A 24,519-nucleotide genomic window follows, 5' to 3' on the forward strand; every position below is an offset into this window, starting at 1 on the left:
GGTTAGAGGTAATCGTAGTCCACCCCATTCGCCCAGTAGTCCCAGTCGTCACGCTTGTTATCGGCCTTGGACCCGACCACGAGGTGCGCGGGGTTCACGCAGAGCCGGTTATGGCACCGATGCCGGATCACCTCGTCACCCCCGATAACGGCCCTCAGGAAGACGCAATAAACGAAGCGATATGCGGGCAATTGATGACCCCGGAAACGGGTCTTTCGGGGGGGTATTTCGGTCAAACAGTAAAATTCATCTAAGTCGTTGATAATAAAAATAATATAGAGTATCGGCTTCCAGGGCACTATAAAGCAGATAACTGCTAACGTGACGCCGATCATTTCCACTCACTTTTGCCCCCAATATTAACCTGTCTGCAGGGGGCATCGAGGGCAATAGATCCGCGCGATAATAGTGGAGCCTAATGACCACCTATAACACAACCACCGACCCAATCTTGGAGAATAATATTCAAACTATCTGTCGGAGCGTCGCACGCTGGTTCATTCGCAAAGACAATAAGTTCTATGATATCAACAGGCCGACTACGCCGCTCTCACGCCGCGACGTTGAGCAGATGATGATTCTGCGAATTAGAAACCATCACCCTGAGATCGAACCACCAAATAACCTGATCAAAGGCGTCTTTCGTCGGGCCATTGATGACTTGAGCACCCGTGAGGACCAATCCATTGCTGTCTGGGCAGGGGAGGTCAACTGCATCCCCGGAAACGCTGATCGACTCGTCTTCGGCGATGGAGCTGTCACGATCAATAGCTGGCATCAGCCCGCGTATCGCTCGCTGCGGGTCAACGAGGCTGAGTATGGCATTGCCGATGAGTTCTTCGCCGCTATTTTCCCGCGAGCTGCCGAGCGCGAGATGTTCCTTAACTGGCTGGCGTGGTGCCTCCAGAACGAAAGCGATAAGCCGACTTGGGCCCCGCTGCTCTACTCTCGCAGCAAAGGAACCGGGAAGAGCACCCTCTGCCAGCTGCTGGCCTTGCTGTTCGGCGAGGATAACTCGGTCACTCAGAATAACGTCGATATGCTCACCAGCCGATTCAACATGACCGCGCTTCGAAGCAAGCTCGTGATCTCCGAGGAACTCCAGCTTCGTCCGGGGTCTAGGCAGGCCACCATGCTTAAGAGCTATCTGACCGAGACGACGACCCTATCGGAGATGAAGGGGCGAGAGGCCGAGCGCGTAAAGCAGAGCTGTTGCTTCATCTTCACCACCAATCACCTCCCCACATGGATCGAAGAGGGTGATCGGCGGTTCTATGTCATCGAGGTCGATCACGCCGGGCACGCCTCCGGTGAGAAGGCCTCTGAGTTCACGGCCCTGATCGCCGGCCTCTACGACTACATGGGCGACCCGGCGGACATCGCTAAGCTGCATGCTGCCCTGATGGCCCGCTCACTGCCCGACTCGTTCTCTGCCAAGTCACTGAACGTCTCGATCCAAGCCACACCAATCATGCTCCGGATTAATGCGGCCTCGGAGCGGACAGTTCTCACCTTGCTCGAGGAGGAACTGAACCGCCATGGACTGAAGGCGATGCCGGAGAGCAATCTCGCGGCGTTCATCTCGCAGTCGTTGAAGAGTTCGATCGGCCAGACCCGCCACCTGATGGCGGAACTCGGATGGACGAAGTTCAAGGTGAAGTGGGGAGGAGCAACCTTCTCCAAGGCACTCTGGGTTGCCCCTGAGTTCTCGGTCAATCAAGGATACCTGCAAGGGCCCGGCATGGAGCCCGTGAAGATCGACGACCACCTCAATAAGGCCATGCCTGACGAGCTTAAGGGGATCGAATACATTGACTGATTTTACCTATCAGGACGAAAGCCAGATATACCTCGAAAGAGTAATGGCAGAACACTATGAGGAGGCCCTTGCGAGGGCCGACTCTCTCATCAAGGACACGAGCGAGGACGAGAATGGCTGTCTGGTGACGGATACCACCTCGCCCCGCAAGACCCGTTTCAGGGGTCATCAACTACCCGCATATCGCTTCGTTTATTGCGTCTTGATGAAGGCCGTTATCGGGTCGAGTGAGGTGGTCCGGCATCGGTGCCATAACCGGCTCTGCGTGAACCCCGCGCACCTCGTGGTCGGGTCCAAGGCCGATAACAAGCGTGACGACTGGGACTACTGGGCGAATGGGGTGGACTACGATTACCTCTAACCCGTGGTCGAGGCCTTCTGGAGGCTCTCAGGGGCCTTCTGAGGGCACCCTCGGCACCCCTTTCGATCTGGGGCATTCCTTGGGGCACTTTCAGCGCACCCGTGGCCCGCAGGCCTGTTGTTCTATCAAGAAGAGGAGAGTTGGCTGGGATGGTAGGATTCGAACCTACGATCTACTGTACCAAAAACAGTTGCCCTACCGCTAGGCCACATCCCAATACCGTTCTGTGATTTAATATCCCTTTCTTGATGCTGCAACCCCAAAATCGCGACTTGTGGCAATGCGGGGCGCCCTTTAGGTCATCCGCATGGAAGCAGAGGTCGTAATTATTGGTGCAGGCGCCGCGGGCATGATGTGCGCGATCGAGGCAGCGCGACGCGGGCGATCTGTTGTGGTATTGGACCATGCGAAGGCCCCCGGCGAAAAGATTCGCATTTCGGGGGGTGGGCGATGCAATTTCACCAATCTCGACATCCAGCCCGACCGCTTCCTTTCGCAGAACCCGCGCTTTGCCCTATCGGCCCTCAAACGGTTTACGCAGTGGGATTTCATCGCCATGATCGACGCGGCGGGCATCCCTTGGCACGAGAAAACACTGGGCCAGTTGTTCTGCGACCGCTCTGCCAAGGACGTGATCGCGATGCTGCTGGGGCATATGCAAGACAGCGGCGCCCGATTGAAGCTGGACACCACCGTCACCGCAATCACCCGCCAGAACGCGCGGTTCCGGCTGGAAAGCTCTGGCGGCGTAATTCATTGCGACAGTCTCGTGATCGCCAGCGGTGGCAAGTCGATCCCGAAGATGGGGGCGACGGGCTTTGGCTACCGGATCGCAGAGCAGTTCGACCTGCCCCTGATCGAGACCCGACCGGCCCTCGTGCCGCTGACCTTCGCAGAGCAGGATCTGGAGCAGACGCGACCGCTCTCCGGCACCTCGGTTCAGGCGAGTGTGGCCTGCAATGGTGCCCGCTTTGCGGAGGGGCTGCTGTTTACCCATCGCGGCCTGTCCGGACCGTCCGTGTTGCAGATTTCGTCCTACTGGAAAGAGGGCGACTTGCTGGAAGTCGATCTGGCGGCAGGTGCCGACGTCTCGGCGGATCTGAAAGCGATGCGGGCAGAAGCCGGACGCATGTCCATCAAGAACGCGCTGGCGCGGATCGTACCCGAAAAACTGGCGGCAGTTGTTGTTGCGGAAACCGGCCTGACGGGAAACCTTGCCGACCAGAACAACGCCGCGCTGGAGCGTCTCGCCAGCCGGGTTCATGCTTGGCAAATCAAGCCGGTCGGCTCCGAAGGGTACCGCACCGCCGAAGTGACCCTAGGCGGGGTCGATACCGACGCTCTGGACGCGCGAACCATGGAGGCCAAAGACGTCCCCGGCCTCTACTTCATCGGCGAGGTCGTCGACGTCACCGGCTGGCTGGGCGGCTACAATTTCCAGTGGGCCTGGTCGTCAGGCTGGGCCGCGGGACAGGTTGTCTAGACCCGGCAAGGGTCGGCTTTTGCCAAGGCGTCGAACTGCATCAGGCTTTTTACCAACGCCGGCATCTGATCCAGCGGGATCATATTCGGCCCGTCGGAGGGCGCGTTGTCGGGGTCTTCGTGGGTTTCGATAAACACACCCGCGATCCCAAGCGACACTGCCGCGCGGGCCATCACCGGTGCGAACTCCCGCTGCCCGCCGCTTGAGCCGCCCTGCCCGCCAGGTTGCTGCACCGAATGGGTGGCGTCCATGATGACGGGGTAGCCGGTCTTGGCCATCGTGGGCAGCGACCGCATGTCTGCGACCAGTGTGTTGTATCCGAAGGACGCGCCGCGTTCGGTCAGCAGGATATTGGTGTTGCCGGTGCTTTCGACCTTGGAGACGACATTGGGCATGTCCCAAGGGGCCAGAAACTGGCCCTTCTTGATGTTGACGACCGCGCCTGTTTCCCCGGCCGCAATCAGCAGGTCGGTCTGGCGGCTCAGGAAGGCGGGAATTTGCATCACGTCAACGGCCTGCGCAACCGCCACGCATTGCTCCGGCGCGTGAACGTCTGTCAGCGTCGCGCAGCCGATCTGGGCGCGCACCTCGTCCATGACCCACAGACCCTTGTCGATGCCAAGCCCGCGCTTGCCCGACAGCGATGTCCGGTTGGCCTTGTCGTAGCTGGCTTTGAACACATAGCCCGCCCCTGCATCGGCACAGGCCTTCGCCATGGCCTCGGCGATCATCAGGGCGTGGTCGAGCCCCTCTAGCTGGCACGGGCCGGCGATCACGGTGAGTGGCAGATCATTGCTGCACTCAAGCGCGCCAATACGGATTGTCTTCATGGGGTTACACCTGTTCGCGGAGGATGGAAGCAGTCAGCGAGACCATCAGGTATATGCCAGAGAAGATCAAGAACGCCAGAAGAGTGTTCTCAAAGGCGCGGGGGTAAGTCGGCTCGTCCGGTGCAACGGGGGTAACACCCACGGAGAGGTAGCGAACCTGCCGGTTCGCCTCCAACCGCGCCGCCTCGAACTGGCCCTCGGCCGCAGCCAGGAATTCCTGCCGCATCGCCAGATCACCTTGCGCCACCATCAATTCGCCCGAGATACGGGCAAGCGAGCCGGTGTTTGCGTTGCTCTCCGTCAGCTGTGCGCGGTATTCGTCAATCAGCTTTTGAAGCTCTGAAATCTTGTTCTCGGATGCGCTGACCTTCGCCTCGTTGGGGCGGGGGTTTGCCAGAAACTGTTGTAGCGAAATCCGCTCGGTCAGCAGTTCGCTTTCCAACTGCGTGATCTGGCCAAAGATGGCCTGCACTTCGCTTTCGGGGCTGAGAACCCCCAGTTTTTCCTGAAGCTCCACGATGCGGTCCTGCGCCTCGCGCATTTTCACCTCGGCCTCGGCACGGCTTTCAAGGGCACCCTGCATCTGGTCGCCGCGCAGGCGGGAGGTCAGCTGGTCCACGCGCTCTTCTGCGTAGCTGATGAGCTTTTTGGAGAAGGCAGCGGATGTCTCGGGGTCAGCGGCGCTGACCTCCATCTTGATGACGCCTTCGGCAGGGTCATACCCGATCCGCACATGCTTTTTGTAAAGCGAATAGGCTGCCTCGTTGGTGCTGTCCTGCTCGATGCGCTGAAGCGCGTCTATGCTGGGCTGGGAGAAATGGGTCTTGAATCCCTCGTCCTCGTTCAACCGCACCATGGCGTCGCGCGATTGCAGATAGCCCTGCACGGTGATGCTGTCTTGAGACGTCGCCAGCCCCGTGCCCGAAAACAACCCCCCCAGCTGGCCTGCGGACGATGGCTCGGCGGTCTGGATGATGAACTCCGACTTCGTCGCATACATCGGTGTGGCGACTACGTAGTAATAGTAGCCGGCCACGAATGTGGGCAGCAGCACAAACACCATCATGCGGATCGCCAGAAGCGTGGCACGGCGACGGCGGCGCTTTGCGATGTCGCGCTGGATCGCCATGATCTCCGTCGCGCGGCGATCCTCGGTAATCACCTCGGTCGATGGCAGGGACGGCTTTGCCGTCACGGTGGACGGCAGTTGCGGCTTGGCCTCTGCATCGTCTTCCGGCTTGTTCTTGTCGGGAACCACCAGTTCCAGCATGTTGGAGCGCTTGAACGGGTCGATGCCCTTTTCCCGCAAGAGTCGCACCGCGTCATAGTCGGATACCGGCGCGAGCCCCTGCTTCTGCGCCACACGCCGCGCCATGCGCAATTGACGACCCGTCAGCCCTTCACGCCGGATCGCGTCGATGGCTTCCGCCGGGCTTTGCGGCTTCGCTGCGCCCTCTTTCGCCTTATCTTGCGGGCGAAAATCCTGAGTGCCGAAACCGTCATCGGTGCCGGTGGCGAACATCATCTGTTTTTTCTGCAAAACATCAGACACCGCCGCCTTCGTGGCATCGACCTTTTGCGTCGACGAAGCTTTTGCATCACCGGAACTGACCGGAGAAGCAATGCTGTCGGTGCGCCGGATGCGGTACTTTTTAGCTTTGGGTTTCGTAGTCATACATTCGTTTCGCTTCTTCCAGTGTGTCGAACATGACCAGCTTGCCCTTGCTCAGGACCGCCGCAGAGCGACAAAATTTCTCCAGCGTTTCCGCTTGGTGCGATACCACGATGACCGTGGCCTGTTTCAATCGGTCTCTCAGGATGGAGCCCGCCTTGCGGTTGAACTCTACATCCGTTGTCGCAGGCATCCCCTCGTCGATAAGGTAGATGTCGAATTCCAACGCCAGCATAAGCGCGAAGGTGAACCGCGCCTTCATGCCCTGCGAATAGGTGCCCACCGGCATGTCAAAGTATTCTTCCAGCCCGCACAGGTAGCGGCAGAAGGCCTCGATATAGTCCGGGTCCAGCGAATACAGCTTGGCGATGTAGCGCGCATTTTCGCGGGCCGTGTGCTTTGGCACCACCCCGCCCATGAAGCCCAAGGGGAAAGAGATGCGGGACGTGCGGATGATCTCGCCCTCGTCGGGCTTCTCCAGCCCTGCCATCATGTTGATGATCGTGGTCTTCCCAGTGCCGTTGGGGGCCAGAATGCCGATGGAGTGGCCCAATTCCACGCGAAAAGAGGCGCGATCAAGGATCACCTTGCGCTGCGTGCCGGTCCAGAAGGACTTGCTGACCTCTTGAAACTCTATCATCTCCGGGGAAACCCCAAACCTTTACTCGTCCGCATGCCCGTTGCAGATCAATGGGTGCATTCACGGCACCCGTTAAGACGCCATTATGTGGGAACAGGGCAACCCAATTCAACGTTATAACCGTGAAGATGGCATGAATCGGCTCATAGCGCACGATTTGTCGCGCAATCGGGCAAGGCGAACTCGCGTTTTCAACGCACCTAACTGTGCTGCTTCTGAACGCGGCAGAGCTTGGCGACCGTAACCGAGACTACCAGAGCGACAAAGGAGAACAACGCGCCCATCTTCGCGGCATCCTGCACGGGGCCAGGATCAAACGCAACCGACGCCACGAACAAAGACACCGTGAAGCCAATTGAGGCGACGCAGCCGATCACCACCAGATCGACGATCCGCATGCCCTTCGGAATGCCGAACCCCAACGGCCTGGCGGCGATCCAGCCGAACAGGAAAATGCCGACCGGCTTGCCGATCAGCAACGCAGCAAGCACAAGCCATGTCGCGGCACCAATGGAGCTGAATTCCATCCCCGCATTCAGCAGCCCGAACAGGAACAGGATAATCTCGACCGGATGCTTCAACGCATTTTGCATCTGGTTAAGAAGGTCGGTCAGATACTGCTCCGCTTCGGAGAAGATGCCGAACGCCCGGTCGGCATGGGGGATGGTCGGCACGATCGGCAGCAGGCCAAGGGCGGGGTTCAGGCCGCTCTCCGCGAAGCCATACCAGCTGATACAGCCCGCGATCAGGTAGGGAAAGAAGTGCAACTTGGTGCGCATAAAGGTAGATGCGGGGCGCATCTGATTGCCCCGATCCAGCTTGCGGGGCAGCCAGTTGGCCAGCACGAAGACCGCGACAGCGGCCGCGACCGACAGCAGCAGCCATTCCGGCTCGACCGCGCCCGACGGGTAGAATATCGCAACGATGACCAAGGCCGCCGCATCGTCTGCAATCGCCAGAAGCAGCAGGAACCGCACTGCAGGATGGCCCGCACCGAAGATCACCCGGCCCACCAGATAGCTGAACGCAATATCCGTCGCAGTCGGAATGGCCCAGCCATTGGCCAGAGCGCTGTAGGTGTCCGATCCCATGACAGAGGCCAGCCCAAGATAAACCACGATCGGCCCCAAGATGCCGCCTGCCGTCGCGAAAAGTGGCGTCGCCGCCTTTTTGCCGCGCAACGCACCGTTCTTGAGGATCACGGCCTCCCAGACCTCCTTCGCAGCCACCGCGAAGAACAGCGCCATGAGAACGCCATTTACAAGGTAGTGCGGGCTGAGAACCTTGGTGATGTCACCGACCTCGTACCTCTCGAAGCCCTCGCCGTAGGACTGGGTCCAGTAGGAATAATCCAGACCGATCAGGTCATTGAACCACAGGGGATGCTGGACGAAATGATGGTAGCCGATGGGGTCGGTATTCGCCCAGAACATCGCGGTCACAGCGCCGACGATCAGCAGCAGCGAGTAATTGGTGACGAAATCCCAGACGCGATACATGCCGCCCCCTTGCTCTTGGCCTCTTTCACGCGGGGTTAAAGCAATCAGGGCGGCGGAGCAATCGCGTCAGGCGATGAGGTTCCAGATCGTCCCCGCAATGACACTGCCGACGAAGGCGAAGGCGAGATAGGCGAAGAACACCCTCGGTTTGACCAGCGCCCAAACGGCGACGGCCGCAGGAATGCAGCTGACCCCCCCTGCCAGCATGAACGACATGGCCGCACCGTTGCTCATACCCTGAGCCAAAAGCGCGTCCACCAGCGGAACCGCTGCGTAGCCGTTCAGGTAGGCAGGTGCCCCCACCAAGGCACCAAGGATGATCGGGCCTATCCCCGCCCCGCCCAGCACCGAGGACACCAGATCCGCTGGCACGTAGCGCAGCATGATATGTTCCAGCAGGTAGGCGAGGAACAGCCACTTGGCGAGGAAGGCCAGATTGTCGAAGGCGGCCGTCTTGAACACGGCGACGCGCTTGGGCTCCTGCCAGAAGCGCCAGTTTGGCGTTCCCTTGAACGGTGAGCCGCACCCGCAGCCCCCTTGCGTCACTCCGCGCAACGGATCGGCAAACAGCGCGCTTCTGGCCAGCATCATGGTTGCGAACCCGCCGAAGAGGCCCAGACCGATGGCCGACAGGGTTTTCGCCAGCGCGAAATCAAAACCCAACGTTCCGGAGGTAATCAGAAACATCGCCGGGTCCATCAGCGGCGACGCCAGCCAGAAGGCCATGACCGCTGAAAGCGGCACGCCCGCCACCAGCAGCGCCGCGATAAAGGGGATCACCTCGCAGGAGCAGAACGGCGCAAGCCCGCCCAGTGCGGCGGCAAGAAAGATCATGCGGGTTTCGCGCCCCTTGAAGGCCTCGGCCACCACCGCCTCCGCGCCCGTGGCTTTCAGGTAGCCAATGGCCAGCACGGCGAAGATGATGAAGATTGCGGTGTGCCCCAGCGATTGCAGCGTGCCGATCAGGATCGGTAGCGCCTCCGTCCGGTCGAACAACAGAACCAGCGCCAGTATCACCGCGCTGGCGAGCCAGACCTTGGGCAGCTTGCTCCACGGGGCGGGTGTCGAGGTCTGGGTCAGGTCAGCCATGCTCATGGCCCTCAAGATCGGCGCAGCATTCCGCCAGTAAGAAATCGTTAAGGCGTTTGAAGGTCGCGTAATCCGCCATCGCGCAGATGGTCGAGCGACCTTGACGGGTCTGTTTGATCAGCCCCGCATGCGCCAGGATTTTGAGATGATGCGTCAGGTTCGCGCCGCTCAGGCCCGTAGCCTCCCCCAATGCGCCAATGTTCATTCCCTTGTCGCCCGCCCGCGTCAGAGTGCGCAGCAGGGACAAGCGTTGTTCCGAGCCGAGTGCGGCATAGGCGCTGGCGGCTTGAACGAGGGTCAGAGTGGAATCATCAAAAGTTTTCATATTTCGATAATTATAGAAATGTTAAATATTCGCAATCGTTTTCTTCCGGACCTATGTATCGGGAATGCCAATCTCCAAGCTAAAACGCGACCTCTCGGCCTGCACGATCTGTAAGGATCGTTTCGCTGCAACCCGAACGCGGCACGGCCCCCGCCCAATCGTCTGGTTCGACAAAGGCGCGCGATTGCTCATCGCCAGCCAGGCACCCGGCGCGCGTGCGCATGACGGCGGCAGGCCTTTCATCGACCCGTCGGGAAATCGTCTGCGCGACTGGATGGGCGTGGACGGCGACACCTTCTATGATCGCTCCCGCGTCGCCATCGTGCCGATGGCGTTCTGCTTTCCGGGCTACAATGCGCAAGGGTCGGACCTGCCCCCGCCGCCAGTCTGCGCGAAAACCTGGCGTGCGGATATACTTGAGCAACTGCCGGATATCCGGCTGACCCTGCTCATCGGCGGCTATGCGCAGAAATACCATCTGGGCGGTGACGCCACATCCGTCACCGACACCGTCGCCCGTTGGCGCGATCACGCGCCTGCGATTATCCCCTTGCCGCATCCGTCTTGGCGCAATACCGCATGGATCAAACGAAATCCGTGGTTCGAGACGGAACTTCTCCCCGTTCTCAAATCCCGCGTGAAAGAGGCACTTGCCCCATGAACACCCCTCTCGATCAAGCCCATGCAGCGATGGAGGCCGCCCCCGACGATGATGCCGCACGCTTGCGATTTTACGAACGCATGGGTGACGCTGAACTCTTTTTGCTGCTGGAAAGCGAGCCGGACGGGGATCAGGTTTCGCCGCAGGTATTTGAGCTGGAGGATGCCTCCTACGTGCTCGCCTTCGATCGCGAGGAACGCTTGTCCGACTTCGCCGAAGGGACCGCGCCTTATGTCGGCCTGTCAGGCCGCGTATTGGCGCAGATGCTGGCGGGGCAGAACCTTGGGCTGGGGTTGAATCTCGGCGTCGCACCGTCGTCGATCCTGATTCCGGCCACGGCGGTGGATTGGCTGCACGAAACGCTGTCCCATGCGCCGATTGATGCAGCAGACACACCCACCGAAATCACCGCCCCGAAGGGCCTGCCGGACAGCCTGATCACCGCCATCGACACCAAGCTCGCCACCGCAGCGGGTCTTGCACAATGCGCGTACCTTGCCGGCGTGACCTACGCCAGCGGCCAGCGCGCGCATATTCTGGCCTTTGTCGGGGCAGAACCTGCTGCCGAAGCCGCGCTGGCCCGCGCGGTGAACGAGGCGTTGGTGTTTTCAGGCATCGAAGCCGGGGCGCTGGACGTGGCCTTCTTCGACTCAGGCCACCCTGTCATCGGCGCACTCGACGCACATGCGTTGCGCTTTGACTTGCCCCAGCCGATCCAGCCTACTGCACGCCCTGCCCCTGGCAGTGACCCGTCGAAACCGCCAAAACTGGTCTAGGCTCAATACCCCGCCTGACGATCAACCAGATGCAGGAACGGCTTACCCGCCTCACCGCGCCGTATGTTTTCCGCGATCACCTCTGAGGCCGTGCCCGCCTTCGTCTCCGCCGCAATGTGGGGCGTTACGGTTACTTTGGGATGTGCCCAGAAAGGGTGGTCTTTGGGCAGCGGCTCGACACGGAAGACATCAAGTGTCGCATGGGCCAACTGCCCGCTGTCGAGCGCCGCAAGCAGCGCGTCGTCGTCGATCAAGGGGCCACGGCCCGGGTTCACCACAAAGCCCCCGCGCCGCATGAATGAAATGCTCTCGGCGTTCAGGACGCTCTCGGTCGCGGGTGTGTCGGGCAGAAGCAGTGCAACCATATCGGCGTCAGCCAACGCATCCCTCAACCCCGCATCGCCATGATGGCAGGTCACGCCTTCAACCGCTTTCGGGCTGCGGGACCAGCCATGCACGTCAAATTTCAGATGCACCAGTGACTGCGCACATGCAGAGCCCAAAGCGCCCAGACCCAGCACGCAAACCTTGCGGTCCCGCGCCAGAGGTGCCGCCGACCCCGCCCGCCAGACGCCATCTTGCGCCGTGATGAACCGGTCCATGCCCAGATGATACCGCAGGACATGGCCGGTCACCCATTCCACCATGCTCTCGGTCAGTCCGTGATCCACCATACGGCAAAGCGGCACGTGCAGGGTCGGGTTGTCCACCATCGTCTCGACCCCGGCCCACAGGCTCAGCACCGCTTTCAGTTTTGTGAACGGGGTGAAGTCGCTGACAGGTCCACTTGGCGCGTAGACGATGTAGTCGACGTCTTCGGGCGGGAGGTCGGTGCCCAGTTGCGCGTCGATGCACGCCTTCTCGAAGGCAGCGTGCAGCGGCGCCTCATACTCGTCCCAGCTTGCCGGTTTGGCGGAAAACAATACGTTTACCATTTCGCAGCTACCTCGGTCTGTGGACATGCGCACTTTGCATCAGCCCGAAAGCCAGCAGCAGCACGATCATCGCGGAGCCACCGTAGCTCACCATTGGCAGCGGCACACCCACCACCGGCGCAAGGCCCATCACCATCGACATATTGACCGCAAAGAACAGGAAGAACGTCAACCCGATCCCCATGGTCAGCAGCGACGCGAAGCGGTCCTTGTTGCTGAGCGCGGAGGCCACGCAGAACACCAGCACCAGCACGTAGAGGCTGAGTAGGGAGATGCCGCCGATAAACCCGAATTCCTCGGCCAATGTCGTAAAAATGAAGTCGGTGTGCTTCTCCGGCAAGAAGTTCAGCCGGCTCTGGGTGCCTTGCATATACCCTCGCCCGGTCCATCCGCCAGAGCCGAGCGCGATCTTGGACTGCGTGATGTGATAGCCCGCCCCCAAAGGGTCGGATGACGGGTCGATGAACGTGTCGATCCGCCGGTACTGGTAGTCCTTGAGCAACTGCCATGCGGTCCCGCGGCTCTCGAACACGGCACCGACAAGCCCCGCCGCCCCTGCGATCACGGCGGCGAAATAGGCCCAGTGGACGCCAGCCAAAAACATCAACCCGCCGCCGCCGAACACCAGCAATAGCGCGGTTCCCAGATCGGGCTGGCGCAGGGTCAGGAATACCGGCAGCGCGATAATCAGAAGCGGGATAAGCACCCAAAGAGGGCGGGATATTTTCTTGATATCGAGCCAATCGTAATAGGCCGCAAGGAACATGATCAGCGTAACCTTGGTCAGCTCGGAGGGTTGCAACCGCATGAAACCAAGGTCTATCCAACGCTGTGCGCCCATGCCGGTAGAGCCGAAAAACTCCACCCCCACCAGCAGCAACACGGACAGGGCATAGGCCAGCCCCGCTATGTTGCGCAGAAACCAGACCGGGATCATCGCAACGCCGAGCATCAGGAACAATCCCAACGCAAACCGTTTCATCTGCGGCTCTGCCCACGGGGTCATGGACCCGCCTGCCACCGAGTAGAGCATCAGGAACCCGACGCTCGCAATCGCGGTCAGCAAGACGATGACCGGCCAGCTCAGGTGCAATACCTTGGACAGCCCGCTGGGTACGGACTTTACGTTGTATTCCAGATAGCTCACGCTTGCGACTCCGGCGCGCCCGGCGCGTCAGGGTCCCAAAGTTGCAGCTTCTTCAATCCTGAACTGATGCGTCCCCGCTGTGAAGATGGATAGGCCGACAGCGGAGGCACCCCGCCCGTTTGCGCGGCGAGCATGATGTCCCGCGCAATCGGCGCCGCAGCGGTAGAGCCGCCGCCGCCATGCTCGACAACGACCGATATCGCGTATTTTGGCGCGTCTACAGGGGCGAAACCCACATAAAGGGCATGATCGCGGCGCTCCCACGGCAGGTCCTCGTTGCGGAAGACCCCGCGCGCACGTTCGGCCTTGGTGATGTTGCGAACCTGGCTGGTGCCGGTCTTGCCCGCCATGCGAAGGGCCTTATCGTCAATTCGGGTGGCGTAGGCCGTGCCGCGGTTCTCGTTTGCCACCGCGAACATGCCGTCCTGAATATGGGAGATCATGGAGCTGCTGAGGCCCAAAGGCTCCCCCGCGCCGGACGGGGTTTCGACACCATTGATGGATTTCAACAGCCGTGGCGTCACCGCGCGGTTCGTGGCAAGCCGCGCGGTCATGACCGCCAGTTGCAAAGGCGAGGTCAGCACCAGACCCTGCCCGATAGCCGCGTTCAGGCTGTCACCGATCACCCAGTCGTTGCCGCGGTTTTCCCGCTTCCACGCCTTCGTCGGGATCAGCCCGCTTGCGACGGCCGACATCGGCACGTCATACCGCTCGCCCAAACCAAGGCGACGCGCCATGGCGGAAATCTTCTCGATCCCGACCCGCTGGGCCAAGTCATAATAATAGACGTCGCAGGATTGCTTGAGCGAGTTACGCAGGTTCATGTAGCCGTGCCCGCCACGCTTCCAACAGTGGAACCTGCGGCTGGCGACCTCCGCATACCCGCCGCACCAGATCGTCTCATCTGCCGTGATCTCACCCGCCTCCAGCGCCGCCAAGGCGGTTACCATCTTGAAGGTAGAGCCGGGTGGATACGTGCCCTGCACCGCCTTGTTTGCAAGGGGGCGATACTTGTTCTCGGTCAGCGCGCCGTAGTCCTTGACCGAGATGCCGCGTACAAACAGGTTAGGGTCGAACGCCGGTGCCGAGCCGATTGCCATCAGATCGCCCGTATTCACGTCGATCACCACCGCTGCCGCACTTTCGCCCGCCAGACGCGCCTGCACGAAGTTCTGCAACCGCGTATCCACGGTAAGCTGGACGTTGCCGCCCTTCTTGCTTTCGTCGCGCCCCAATTCGCGCATGACGCGGCCAATGGCGTTCACCTCGACCCTCTTGGTGCCAGCCTTGCCACGCAACTCGTGTTCCAGCTTGTTCTCGGAGCCGGTCTTGCCAATCTGGAACTTGGGGATCTGGAGCAACGGGTCCTTGTCCTCGATCCGGCTCAGGTCATAGTCGCTGACCGGCCCGACATATCCAACAATATGCGCAAAGTCCGCCCCGCGTGGATAAAGACGGCTCAGACCAACCTCCGGCGTAATGCCGGGCAGGGCTGGCGCATTGACCGCGACCTGGCTCAGGTCTTCCCAGGACAGCCGGTCCGCGATGGTCACCGGCACCAGCCGCGAACGTTTGCGCAACTCTTCACGCGCGTGTTCCATATCCTCGGAGGTCATGGGGATCAGGCGGGCAAGCGCGTGCAGCACCTCCTCCGGATCATCAACCTCGTCACGCAGCATGGTGACGCGGTAATTCTGCTCATTGCCGGCAATCAGCAGTCCATTGCGGTCGAAAATCTGCCCGCGGGCGGGGGGCAACAGGCGAATGCTAATGCGGTTTTCTTCGGCGAGCAGCCGGAACTGGTCGGCCTGATCCACCTGAAGATGCCGCATCCGCAGCCCCAGAAGGCCCGCAAACGCGGCCATCCCGCCGCCCATCACCAAGCCGCGACGGTTGATAAGTGCCGCGCTTTCTTCGGTATCCTTGGCCGAGCGTCTCATCCGATCACCCCGTCGCTGTCCAACTCACGGACCCCTGCCCGCCTGATCCTGAGGATAAAGTGGACCACCAGAATAACAAAGGGGTAGGCGATCGCGGTCGTCAAAATGTGAAGCAGGGTCACGCCAAGCCCGGGATGCGGGACGGCGAAGACGATGTGAACCAGCGCATTGACGATAACTGCCCCGGTGAAGGCCCCTACCACAAGCGCGATTTCCAGCGCCACGGACACCTCGCTGCCAGCGTTGGTCTGGCGGCGCAGAAACTCGTAGGCCACCAGCGACACGGCGGGCCACAAACCCAAGGGGCGCAGATACAGAATATCCGCCAGCAGATGCACGGCCACGATCAGCAGCACCGGCGCCCAACGCGGCCGCCGCATCAAAAATGCGGCAGTCAGACAAAACAACAGATCAGGCCCGGGCAGGCTAAAATACCTGCTTCCTTCCTGCACCAACTGCCCGCTGACGGGATCAATCAGCGCGATACTCGCGGGGGCGGTGTTGACCGGCAAAAGCTGAGAAAAGATGATCAGCCCGCTGACCGCCACGAAAAGAAGGCGAAATTGAAGCCTGCGCCATGTAATCGGATCAACCATCGGTCGCCTCGGCAGTCTCCGGCGATAGGTCCGGCACCTCGTCGGCGGCAATCAGGCCGCCCACGGTGTCAATTCTGGCCGAATGGGGCGTGCGCAGCACCCGCAAAAACTCCAGCCGCCCGTAGTCCGCCGCCAGCTTGACCCGCAACCTGCGGTCGGAGCCAAGTGCGATCTGGCCCACCAGAATATCCGCCGGAAACACCTTCCCGTCACCCGAGGTCACCACGCGGTCACCCGGGCGCACGTCTTCGACATTCTCGACGATATCCACCGGTGGTGCCAAGGTGTTGTCACCCACCAGCAGCGCCTTCTGGCCGGAGGGCTGGATCGTCACCGGCACACGGCTGTTTGTGTCGGTCAACAGGATCACGCGGCTGGTGCTGTCCCCCACACCGGCAATCCGCCCGACCAAACCCAAACCGTCCATCGTCGCCCAACCGTCCTGAATGCCGTCGCGCGCGCCGACATTCAGCAGCACGGAGCGCCGGAACGGCGAGCCGTTATCCGTCAGCACAACCCCTGTCACAAAGGTAAGCTGCGCGTTCAGGCGCACCTTGTTCAGGTCCAGCAGCCGCGCGTTCTCCTGCTCCAGCTGGATCGCGGCCTCGCGCCACGACTTCATCTGCTGCAACTCGCGCCGCAACTCCTGATTCTGTTCATATATGCGGGTGTAGCTCTGGAAGTCGTCGAACATCCGGCTCACACGGGTCACGGGCGCCAAAGCCCAATCGAACGAGGGCACCACCTTGTCGACAATGGCTGAGCGGAACCGCTCCATCCGTGGGTTATCGATGCGCCACGCACCGAAGATCACCAGCAAGAGCACGACCAAAACCCCGATCAGCACACGTCTGACGGGGCGGCCATATTCCTCTTGTCCGCGTCGATCAATCGCCATGGGTTTGGTCCAAACTGCGGGTGCGGCCGCAACGCGACCTGATAGGGTTAACTATCGTAGTCTATCACGTGGCGCAGTTGTTTTTCATATTCAAGGGCCTTGCCGGTGCCAAGCGCCACACAATTCAGGCTCTCGTCGGCCACTGAGACGGCCAATCCGGTCTGTTCACGCAATGCCAGATCCAACTCTCCCAGCAGCGCACCGCCCCCCGTCAGCATCACGCCGCGGTCCACGATATCCGCTGCCAGATCCGGCGGGGTCGCTTCCAAGGCGGTCATCACGGCTTCGCAGATTTGCTGCACCGGCTCGGCCAGGGCCTCGGCCACTTGGGCTTGGTTGATCTCAGTCTCTTTCGGCACACCGTTGAGCAGGTCGCGCCCACGGATCACCATCGACGCACCACGCCCGTCATCGGGCATCCGCGCCGTCCCGATAGAGGTCTTGATCCGCTCCGCCGTGGACTCGCCCACCAGAATGTTCTGGTGGCGGCGCAGGTAGGAAATCAGCGCTTCGTCCATGCGGTCACCACCAACGCGCACCGAGCGCGCATAAACGATGTCGCCCAGCGACAGCACGGCCACTTCGGTCGTCCCGCCGCCGATATCCACAACCATGGAGCCGGTTGGATCAGTGATCGGCATCCCCGCGCCAATCGCCGCGGCAATCGGCTCCGCAATCAGACCCGCCTTGCGCGCACCCGCGCCCAGAACCGACTGGCGAATGGCGCGTTTTTCCACAGGTGTCGCACCATGCGGCACGCAAACGATAATTTTAGGCTTGGTAAAGGTAGAGCGCCGGTGCACCTTGCGGATGAAGTGCTTGATCATCTCTTCAGCCGTGTCGAAATCCGCAATCACGCCTTCCCGCATCGGCCGGATCGCCTCGATCGAGCCGGGCGTACGTCCCAGCATTAGCTTGGCGTCCTCGCCTACGGCCAGAACTTCCTTACGGCCGTTTTTGGTGTGGTAGGCCACCACGGAAGGCTCGTTCAGAACGATCCCTTTGCCTTTGACGTATACCAGCGTGTTTGCCGTGCCGAGGTCGATGGCCATGTCAGATGAAAACAGACCCGAAAAGATACCAGCCATGTAAATTGTGCCCCACGCGATCAAGAGACCCCGCCGACTCAGCGCCAGCAGGGGAAGTTCGTGCCTTATAGGCGGGTGACGCGTCGCATGGAAGGCACCACCAAGGAGATATCAGCACTATTCCGCCTCTCTTTGGCAGGTTAGAACCGCGGCATGCTGTCCTACCAACACATCTTCCACGCGGGAAATCCTGCTGACGTGCACAAGCACGCGCTTCTCTGTGCCGCGCTGTCCTATATGACGCGCAAGGACAAACCGCTCAGCTATCTGGAAACACATGCAGGCCGCGCATTCTACGACCTATCGTCTCCCGAAGCGCTTAAAACCGGCGAGGCCGAGGCAGGGGTCACCGCCCTGACAGAAAAATTCGCTCCCGATCACCCTTACGTCAAAGCACTCGACGCCCTACGAGACCAGCATGGTGACACAGCCTATGCAGGCTCGCCGATGCTCGCCGCCTTTTCCCTGCGCCCAACCGACAAGCTGCATCTCGCCGAGTTGCACCCGCAGGAGTTCGCGGCCTTGCGCGACGCAATGCGCCCCCATAACGCCAAATGCTACCGACAGGACGGCTTCGAGATGGCGCAAGCGGCCTGCCCGCCAGAGCCGCGCCGCGGCCTGATGCTCATCGACCCCAGCTACGAGATAAAATCGGACTACGACCTTATCCCAGGCCAGATCGCCAAACTGCACCGCAAATGGAATGTCGGCGTGATCGCACTTTGGTATCCCATACTGACGTCAGAGGCGCATATCCCGATGCTCCGCGCGCTAAAAGCGCAAACCCTCCCGGACGTGCTGCACCACGAGGTCACGTTCCCTCCCGTGCGCGAAAACCACCGCATGACCGGCTCCGGCATGTTCATCGTCAACGCCCCTTACGGCTCGGACGACGAGGCAAGAACCCTCACGCAAATTTTCCAACCCTAGGTATTCATCTTGGCAAAAATATTCTCGCCGAAGGCAGCGCCACACCACCAACAGCCCTAACGCCACGGCCAAAAGGCTCACGCCCGCCACACGCTCCAAAAATGAAGCGCGCCGCAGGCGCTCAATCAGGTCAGCCCGCGTCCTTGTAGGACACTTCGGGCTTGTCTCCGCCCGACTTCTCACGGCGCACGATCAGACGGTTCAGCGCGTTCACGTAAGCCTTTACCGAAGCCACCACCGTATCCACATCCGCAGATTGCCCCGTGGCAATCTTGCCGTCTTCCTCCAGCCGGACCGACACGGTCGCCTGCGCGTCGGTGCCCTCGGTGACCGCCGCCACCTGATACAGCTGCAACCGTGCTTCATGGGGGAACAGGGCCTTTACCGCGTTGAACGCCGCATCAACCGGCCCATCTCCGGTGGCCGTCACCGACTTCGCCTCGCCATCAATCTCCAGCGTCATCTCGGCGGATTTCTCCAGCCCCATGCCGCAGGCCACCTTCAACGCGGTCAGGCGGATATGGTCCGCCTCTGCATCTCCGGTCTGCATCAGGGCGATCAGATCTTCATCGTAGACCTCTTTCTTCTGGTCGGCCAATTCCTTGAACCGCACGAAGACATCCTTCAACTGGTTGTCGCCCAGATCATAACCGAGATCCGACAGCTTCGAGCGCAGCGCCGCCCGCCCCGAGTGCTTGCCCATGACAATGTTGGTCGCACTCAGCCCCACATCCTCCGGCCGCATGATCTCGAACGTCTCGGCGTTCTTCAGCATACCATCTTGGTGAATACCCGACTCATGCGCAAAGGCGTTCTTGCCGACAATCGCCTTGTTGAACTGCACCGCAAAGCCCGACACCGCAGCGACGCGGCGCGAGATGTTCATCAGCTTGGTGCTGTCCACGCCGGTCTGATACGGCATGATGTCGTTGCGCACTTTGAGCGCCATTACGACCTCTTCCAAGGCAGTATTGCCCGCCCGTTCACCCAGCCCGTTGATGGTGCACTCAATCTGACGCGCGCCGGCCTCGACTGCGGCCAGCGAATTGGCCGTCGCCATGCCCAGATCGTTGTGGCAATGGGTGGCAAAGATAATCTCGTCCGCGCCCGGCACGCGGTCCAGCAGCATGGAAATCAACGCCGCACTTTCGCGTGGCGCGGTGTAGCCCACCGTGTCGGGAATGTTGATCGTCGTGGCACCCGCCTTGATTGCGATTTCCACCACCCGGCACAAATAGTCGTCCTCGGTGCGGGTCGCATCCATCGGCGACCACTGCACGTTGTCGCACAGGTTACGCGCGTGCGTGACCGTCTCGTGGATCCGGTCCGCCATCTCGTCCATCGTCAGATTGGGAATGGCGCGGTGCAGCGGCGAGGTGCCGATAAAGGTGTGAATACGCGGCAGCTTGGCATTTTGAATCGCCTCCCAGCAGCGGTCGATATCCTGCAAGTTCGCTCGCGCCAGCCCGCAGATCACCGCAGTTTTCGCCTGCTCCGCAATGCCCTTCACCGCCGCGAAGTCACCGTCAGAGGCTATCGGGAACCCCGCCTCGATGATGTCGACGCCCATCTCGTCCAGCAAATTGGCGATCTCCAGCTTTTCGGCATGGCTCATGGTGGCACCCGGGGATTGCTCCCCGTCGCGCAAGGTAGTGTCAAAAATAAAAACGCGGTCTTGTTTCGTCATTGGATTGATCCTGATCTTCTTAGCTATTCGGCTTTTTTTGGGAAGGTCCGGCGCTGGCACAACTGAGCGGCACGCACCGGAAAGGCACGCTCAGCGCAGGCTAAGAAGTAGGCTATGTGCGTATATGCTCATGAAACCGGACTATAATCGCGCGGACAGAAATTAAAAGAGGCTAATTGCAGGCGGGCGTGCCTTCGTCTGGTGGCGGCGCGCCGGTGCCGTCCGACGCCGCATAGTCGAACTGTGCGATCATGTCGCCGGTGTCGAACGCCACGTATAGCGTGCGGCTGTCATCCGCCAGCGCAAGGCCTTCCGGGTCTGTCGCAATTGCGCTTATGTCGTAAAGCGCAATAAGCGCACCCTGCGCCGTGAACTCGAAAATCGCGTTCAGCCCCTGACTGTCATCAGCCGCCAGAATACTGCCAGAGACCAGATCCGTCACGATCCCCTGCGGCTCGCGCATCTGCGGGTTAAGCGCCATCCCCTCGATCCGCCGCAACATGGTGCCATCGCTCCGCAAAGCCACCAGCGCCGAGGGGTTGTCGTCGGCAACCCAGACCAGCCCGGCCTTCTGGTCGATATGTAGCCCGTCGCTGTCACGCACCAACGGGTTAAGCTGGAACGGCGCAGACAGAACGGAGCCATCGCGCCCAAGCGCGATAAAGCTCCCCGCGCCGTCGGTCGCCAGCAACTGCTCGCCATTGATCGCCACGTCATCGACCCGCATCGGCACTGGGTATGTGGCTTGCAAATCCCCTGCGAGGTCAACGAAGCTCAGATACGTTTCTTCATGCGCGACCCACAGCCCGCAGCGTCGCCCGTCAAAGGCCAGCCCCGTTGGGCCTTCAATGGCGAAGCTCGACTGGAAAGTCAGCCCGGCGATGGCTTGGGTTGTGGTCAGCAAAAGGGCAAGAAGCGAACGCATGGCGCATCTTACCGCGCCGCGCGTATCGGGCAAGGTTTGACCTTTCAGCGGCCCCGCTTACGTTTGCCTCATGACACGCACACTTATCATCGGCGCGTCGGGCGGCATCGGCTCGGCCCTGACGCAAGCAGCACAAAAGCGCGGCCACGACGTGACCGGCTTGTCGCGCAGCGCAGACGGTTTGGACGTTACCGACGAGACCTCCATTGAGCGGGCCTTTAGCACCCTGTCAGGCGAGTTTGACAAGATTATCTGCGCCACCGGAGCACTGGTGATCGACGGCCATGAGCCGGAGAAATCCATCGACGCGCTGACCTCGGACGGCCTGACCTTACAATTCCGCACCAACGCCATGGGTCCGGCGCTTGTGTTGAAACACGCTCTGCCCTTCCTGCCCAGAGACCACCCGGCCACGTTTGCCGCCCTGTCGGCACGGGTCGGCTCCGTCGGCGACAACCGGATCGGCGGCTGGCACAGCTACCGCGCCGCCAAGGCCGCGTTGAACCAGCTGATCCATGGCGCGTCCATCGAGCTGGCCCGCACCCACAAACAAGCCACCTGCGTCTGCCTGCATCCGGGCACGGTGGAAACCGATTTCACCGCCAAATACGCAAGCCGCCACAAGACGGTCCCCGCATCGCAGGCCGCAGAAAACCTGCTGAACGTGCTCGACGGCCTGACGCCCGCCGACAGCGGCAAGTTCTTCGACTATTCCGGCACGCAGGTGCCGTGGTGACACGCCTTGTTCTGGTCTTGGGCGACCAGCTGTCGCCCAACCTGTCCGCGCTGCAAAAAGCCGACAAAGACACCGACATCATTGTCATGGCCGAGGTCGCGGACGAGGCATCCTACGTCCCGCACCACCCCAAGAAGATCGCTTTTATCTTCGCCGCGATGCGCAAATTTGCGGACGCCCTGCGCGACGATGGCTGGCAGGTCGACTACACGAAACTCGACGATCCCGAAAATTCCGGCTCCATCACCGGCGAATTGCTGCGTCGCGCCGAGCAGCATGACGCCAGCGGAGTCATCGCCACCGAGCCGGGGGAATGGCGTCTGATCGAGGCGCTGCAAGACATGCCGCTGAAACTGCACATGATCGCCGACACCCGTTTCATCGCATCCCACAAGGAATTCGAGGACTGGGCGGAGGGCCGCAAAGAGTTGCGGATGGAGTGGTTCTACCGCGACATGCGCCGCAAGACGGGCCTGCTGATGGACGGTGATAAACCGGTCGAGGGCAAGTGGAATTTCGACCACGACAACCGCAAGCCCGCCCCCGACGATGTCGACTTCAACGGCCCGATGCAGTTCACGCCCGACGAGACGGTCGAAGAAGTCCTTGATCTGGTCGAACAGCGCTTTGGCGACAATTTCGGCACCCTCCGCCCGTTCTGGTTCGCAACCGACACCGGACAGGCACGGCGACAGCTGACACATTGGGTCAAACACGCCCTACCCAAATTCGGCGACTTTCAGGACGCGATGTTGAATGACAACCGGTTCCTGTATCACTCGATCATCAGCTTCTATATTAACGCAGGCCTTCTGGACCCGTTGGAAGTGTGTGAACAAGTCGAGCAGGCCTACAAGGACGGCCACGCGCCCATCAACGCCGCCGAGGGCTTCATTCGCCAGATCATCGGCTGGCGCGAATACATGCGCGGGATCTATTTCCTCGAAGGCCCCGACTACACCTCGCGCAATGTGCTGGGCCATGAGCGCGCCTTGCCATCCTTCTTCTGGGACGCCGACACGCGTATGAACTGCGTCTCCAAAACCGTCGCCCAGACCCGCGACGAGGCCTATGCCCACCACATCCAGCGCCTGATGGTTACAGGCAACTTCGCGCTGCTGGCAGGCATCGACCCGCACGAGGTCCATGAATGGTATCTGGCGGTGTATGCCGACGCCTATGAATGGGTGGAGGCCCCGAACGTCATCGGGATGAGTCAGTTTGCCGATGGCGGTATCGTCGGCTCCAAACCTTATGTGTCGTCGGGGTCTTATATCGACCGCATGTCCGACTACTGCAAACACTGCGATTATAAGGTGAAGGACAAAACGGGGCCGGATGCCTGCCCGTTCAACCTGCTCTACTGGGATTTTCTGATGCGCCACCGCGACCGGTTCTCGGACAACCCGCGTATGGGCAACATGTACCGGACGTGGGACCGCATGGACGAGGCGCGGCGCGAAACGGTGTTGGAGGATGCCAAGACGCTGCTATCGCGGCTGGACGCGGGCGAATCTGTCTGAAATGAGGCAATTCTTTGTTAACGAAGGGTGCAAATTCTGGCGATTTGACACCGAAGCATCGCAAGGAAACACGGAAAATTCACTATAAGATGCTGAATTTAAATAATTTTTAACATTAACCGAAGATGAACGCCAGGTTCTCAATTGGTTCAACAACAATAAGGCATAACCAACAGCATGGAAGGCCAGCCAAGACGGCCTAACGTAGTTGAGACCAAGGATAACGCCATGACCGGATCACTTGCCGAGAAAGCCCGCGCCCGACGCATCGTAGCCCTCCAGGCGATGCTGGCCAGCCGCAATAGTGTTACCCCGAAAACTGTACCCCTCTGCAAACCGAAAGCCTGCCGCTTTCCGCCCGTCGAAAAGGTGCTTGCGGCACTTGCATCTCAGGATTCTCTGCGCCTGATGGCTGCCTGAGAGACACTCGAAGGAAAACGTATCCCTCCAGATTGAACGTATCCCTCCGAATGAAAAAGGCCGCCTCCTCTGGGCGGTCTTTTTTCGTAAGGGTGCAAGAATTTTGGCGAAGGACCGGGCTATTCATCCTCCGTTCATATTCGCTCTGCTATGAGTCGTGTCATGTTCAAAAGTATCCTGTTACTCGGCGCACTCGCCATCGGTTTTACCACACCATCCATCGCGTCCTCTGCGCGTGAAATGGGGCAGTCCGAGCTTCGCCAGATTGCCAGTTCCGGCGGCACCGTCAGTATCAAGGCTATGTTGAGTTCAGTTTCCAAATCCCTCCACGCCCAGGTCGTCGAGGCACGTGCCTTCGACGCCGGCGGCGTCTACTACCGCTTCGTTCTGAAACAGGACGATGGCAAGCTGGTGAGCGTCATTCTGGACGCTCAGACAGGCCTCCGGGTGCCCTCCAAGTCGCCCATAGCCCGTCAAGTCGCAGCAGCAGCGTCCCCGCGCACCAACACAGGGTCATCCGGCACGGAATAGATTTTCCA

Annotated in this window: 25 protein-coding genes and 1 tRNA gene; 10 read left to right on the forward strand and 16 right to left on the reverse strand. The window is 60.6% G+C overall.

Annotated features, from left to right (window positions below; genetic code table 11):
- Positions 1–2: 2 nt before the first annotated feature.
- The gene (locus THALAR_RS18620) at positions 3–191 is read right to left on the reverse strand and encodes an HNH endonuclease (protein WP_169788549.1); all 189 of its coding nucleotides are present in this window, start codon (positions 189–191) and stop codon (positions 3–5) included.
- 227 nt (positions 192–418) lie between these two features.
- Here THALAR_RS18620 and THALAR_RS14070 point away from each other — a divergent pair, with 227 nt between their 5' ends.
- Positions 419–1,819, forward strand: coding sequence for a primase-helicase family protein (locus THALAR_RS14070; protein ID WP_021102254.1), 1,401 nt, complete (start codon positions 419–421; stop codon positions 1,817–1,819).
- The gene (locus THALAR_RS14075) at positions 1,812–2,180 is read left to right on the forward strand and encodes an HNH endonuclease (protein ID WP_040818853.1); all 369 of its coding nucleotides are present in this window, start codon (positions 1,812–1,814) and stop codon (positions 2,178–2,180) included. Before THALAR_RS14070 ends, THALAR_RS14075 begins: the two co-directional genes overlap by 8 nt.
- 141 nt (positions 2,181–2,321) lie before the next feature.
- Here THALAR_RS14075 and THALAR_RS14080 read toward each other — a convergent pair.
- Positions 2,322–2,396: transfer RNA gene (locus THALAR_RS14080), tRNA-Gln, on the reverse strand.
- 91 nt (positions 2,397–2,487) lie between these two features.
- Here THALAR_RS14080 and THALAR_RS14085 point away from each other — a divergent pair.
- Positions 2,488–3,663 carry a BaiN/RdsA family NAD(P)/FAD-dependent oxidoreductase gene (locus tag THALAR_RS14085; RefSeq protein ID WP_021102255.1) on the forward strand — a complete coding sequence of 392 codons (1,176 nt, stop codon included), beginning with the start codon at positions 2,488–2,490 and terminating at the stop codon, positions 3,661–3,663.
- On the opposite strand, the gene kdsA is transcribed toward THALAR_RS14085, so the two are convergent.
- The 6 genes from kdsA to THALAR_RS14115 form a co-directional block, all read right to left on the reverse strand.
- Complete coding sequence (gene kdsA / locus THALAR_RS14090) at positions 3,660–4,493, reverse strand: 3-deoxy-8-phosphooctulonate synthase (RefSeq protein WP_021102256.1); 834 nt, start codon at positions 4,491–4,493, stop codon at positions 3,660–3,662. The genes THALAR_RS14085 and kdsA overlap by 4 nt on opposite strands.
- A 4-nt stretch (positions 4,494–4,497) precedes the next feature.
- Positions 4,498–6,168, reverse strand: coding sequence for a capsular polysaccharide export system inner membrane protein KpsE (locus THALAR_RS14095; protein WP_021102257.1), 1,671 nt, complete (start codon positions 6,166–6,168; stop codon positions 4,498–4,500).
- On the reverse strand, positions 6,146–6,805 hold the full coding sequence (locus THALAR_RS14100) for an ABC transporter ATP-binding protein (RefSeq protein WP_021102258.1): 660 nt from the start codon (positions 6,803–6,805) through the stop codon (positions 6,146–6,148). Before THALAR_RS14100 ends, THALAR_RS14095 begins: the two co-directional genes overlap by 23 nt.
- A 200-nt stretch (positions 6,806–7,005) precedes the next feature.
- The gene (locus THALAR_RS14105) at positions 7,006–8,304 is read right to left on the reverse strand and encodes a Na+/H+ antiporter NhaA (RefSeq protein WP_021102259.1); all 1,299 of its coding nucleotides are present in this window, start codon (positions 8,302–8,304) and stop codon (positions 7,006–7,008) included.
- 66 nt (positions 8,305–8,370) lie between these two features.
- On the reverse strand, positions 8,371–9,393 hold the full coding sequence (locus THALAR_RS14110; protein WP_021102260.1) for a permease: 1,023 nt from the start codon (positions 9,391–9,393) through the stop codon (positions 8,371–8,373).
- Positions 9,386–9,718 (reverse strand): ArsR/SmtB family transcription factor, encoded by a 333-nt coding sequence (locus tag THALAR_RS14115; RefSeq protein ID WP_021102261.1) that lies wholly within the window; start codon positions 9,716–9,718, stop codon positions 9,386–9,388. The genes THALAR_RS14110 and THALAR_RS14115 overlap by 8 nt, the downstream gene beginning before the upstream one ends.
- 64 nt (positions 9,719–9,782) lie before the next feature.
- Between THALAR_RS14115 and THALAR_RS14120 the strand changes: the two genes are divergently transcribed.
- Both THALAR_RS14120 and THALAR_RS14125 read left to right on the forward strand, forming a co-directional pair.
- Positions 9,783–10,379, forward strand: a complete 597-nt coding sequence (locus THALAR_RS14120; RefSeq protein ID WP_021102262.1) for a uracil-DNA glycosylase family protein — start codon at positions 9,783–9,785, stop codon at positions 10,377–10,379.
- A complete protein-coding gene (locus THALAR_RS14125; protein ID WP_021102263.1) occupies positions 10,376–11,155 on the forward strand; it encodes an SseB family protein in 780 nt (259 codons plus the stop codon). Before THALAR_RS14120 ends, THALAR_RS14125 begins: the two co-directional genes overlap by 4 nt.
- 2 nt (positions 11,156–11,157) lie before the next feature.
- Here THALAR_RS14125 and THALAR_RS14130 read toward each other — a convergent pair whose 3' ends face one another.
- The 6 genes from THALAR_RS14130 to THALAR_RS14155 are packed head-to-tail and all read right to left on the reverse strand — an operon-like array spanning position 11,158 to position 17,759.
- Positions 11,158–12,117 (reverse strand): 2-hydroxyacid dehydrogenase, encoded by a 960-nt coding sequence (locus THALAR_RS14130; RefSeq protein ID WP_245622442.1) that lies wholly within the window; start codon positions 12,115–12,117, stop codon positions 11,158–11,160.
- Entirely contained in the window at positions 12,098–13,237 is a 1,140-nt protein-coding gene (gene rodA / locus THALAR_RS14135) for a rod shape-determining protein RodA (RefSeq protein WP_021102265.1), read from the reverse strand. The genes THALAR_RS14130 and rodA overlap by 20 nt, the downstream gene beginning before the upstream one ends.
- Positions 13,234–15,177 carry a penicillin-binding protein 2 gene (gene mrdA, locus THALAR_RS14140; RefSeq protein ID WP_021102266.1) on the reverse strand — a complete coding sequence of 648 codons (1,944 nt, stop codon included), beginning with the start codon at positions 15,175–15,177 and terminating at the stop codon, positions 13,234–13,236. The genes rodA and mrdA overlap by 4 nt, the downstream gene beginning before the upstream one ends.
- On the reverse strand, positions 15,174–15,773 hold the full coding sequence (locus tag THALAR_RS14145) for a hypothetical protein (RefSeq protein WP_021102267.1): 600 nt from the start codon (positions 15,771–15,773) through the stop codon (positions 15,174–15,176). The genes mrdA and THALAR_RS14145 overlap by 4 nt, the downstream gene beginning before the upstream one ends.
- On the reverse strand, positions 15,766–16,671 hold the full coding sequence (gene mreC / locus THALAR_RS14150; RefSeq protein ID WP_021102268.1) for a rod shape-determining protein MreC: 906 nt from the start codon (positions 16,669–16,671) through the stop codon (positions 15,766–15,768). Before mreC ends, THALAR_RS14145 begins: the two co-directional genes overlap by 8 nt.
- Before the next feature lie 47 nt (positions 16,672–16,718).
- The gene (locus THALAR_RS14155) at positions 16,719–17,759 is read right to left on the reverse strand and encodes a rod shape-determining protein (RefSeq protein WP_040818857.1); all 1,041 of its coding nucleotides are present in this window, start codon (positions 17,757–17,759) and stop codon (positions 16,719–16,721) included.
- A gap of 153 nt (positions 17,760–17,912) precedes the next feature.
- Between THALAR_RS14155 and THALAR_RS14160 the strand changes: the two genes are divergently transcribed.
- Positions 17,913–18,689, forward strand: a complete 777-nt coding sequence (locus tag THALAR_RS14160; RefSeq protein WP_021102270.1) for a 23S rRNA (adenine(2030)-N(6))-methyltransferase RlmJ — start codon at positions 17,913–17,915, stop codon at positions 18,687–18,689.
- A gap of 130 nt (positions 18,690–18,819) precedes the next feature.
- On the opposite strand, the gene THALAR_RS14165 is transcribed toward THALAR_RS14160, so the two are convergent.
- Both THALAR_RS14165 and THALAR_RS14170 read right to left on the reverse strand, forming a co-directional pair.
- Entirely contained in the window at positions 18,820–20,376 is a 1,557-nt protein-coding gene (locus tag THALAR_RS14165) for a 2-isopropylmalate synthase (protein ID WP_021102271.1), read from the reverse strand.
- A 172-nt stretch (positions 20,377–20,548) separates the two neighbouring features.
- On the reverse strand, positions 20,549–21,301 hold the full coding sequence (locus THALAR_RS14170; RefSeq protein WP_040818859.1) for an NHL repeat-containing protein: 753 nt from the start codon (positions 21,299–21,301) through the stop codon (positions 20,549–20,551).
- Positions 21,302–21,371: 70 nt separating this feature from the next.
- Here THALAR_RS14170 and THALAR_RS14175 point away from each other — a divergent pair, with 70 nt between their 5' ends.
- The 4 genes from THALAR_RS14175 to THALAR_RS14190 all read left to right on the forward strand — a co-directional run bounded on the left by THALAR_RS14175 (position 21,372) and on the right by THALAR_RS14190 (position 24,511).
- A complete protein-coding gene (locus tag THALAR_RS14175; RefSeq protein ID WP_021102273.1) occupies positions 21,372–22,037 on the forward strand; it encodes an SDR family NAD(P)-dependent oxidoreductase in 666 nt (221 codons plus the stop codon).
- On the forward strand, positions 22,031–23,560 hold the full coding sequence (locus THALAR_RS14180) for a cryptochrome/photolyase family protein (RefSeq protein ID WP_040818862.1): 1,530 nt from the start codon (positions 22,031–22,033) through the stop codon (positions 23,558–23,560). The genes THALAR_RS14175 and THALAR_RS14180 overlap by 7 nt, the downstream gene beginning before the upstream one ends.
- A 228-nt stretch (positions 23,561–23,788) precedes the next feature.
- On the forward strand, positions 23,789–23,980 hold the full coding sequence (locus THALAR_RS14185; protein WP_021102275.1) for a hypothetical protein: 192 nt from the start codon (positions 23,789–23,791) through the stop codon (positions 23,978–23,980).
- A gap of 162 nt (positions 23,981–24,142) precedes the next feature.
- On the forward strand, positions 24,143–24,511 hold the full coding sequence (locus tag THALAR_RS14190; RefSeq protein WP_021102276.1) for a hypothetical protein: 369 nt from the start codon (positions 24,143–24,145) through the stop codon (positions 24,509–24,511).
- Positions 24,512–24,519: the final 8 nt, after the last annotated feature.

The sequence above is a fragment of the Litoreibacter arenae DSM 19593 genome, from assembly GCF_000442275.2.
In the GTDB taxonomy this organism is placed as follows: Bacteria; Pseudomonadota; Alphaproteobacteria; order Rhodobacterales; family Rhodobacteraceae; genus Litoreibacter; species Litoreibacter arenae.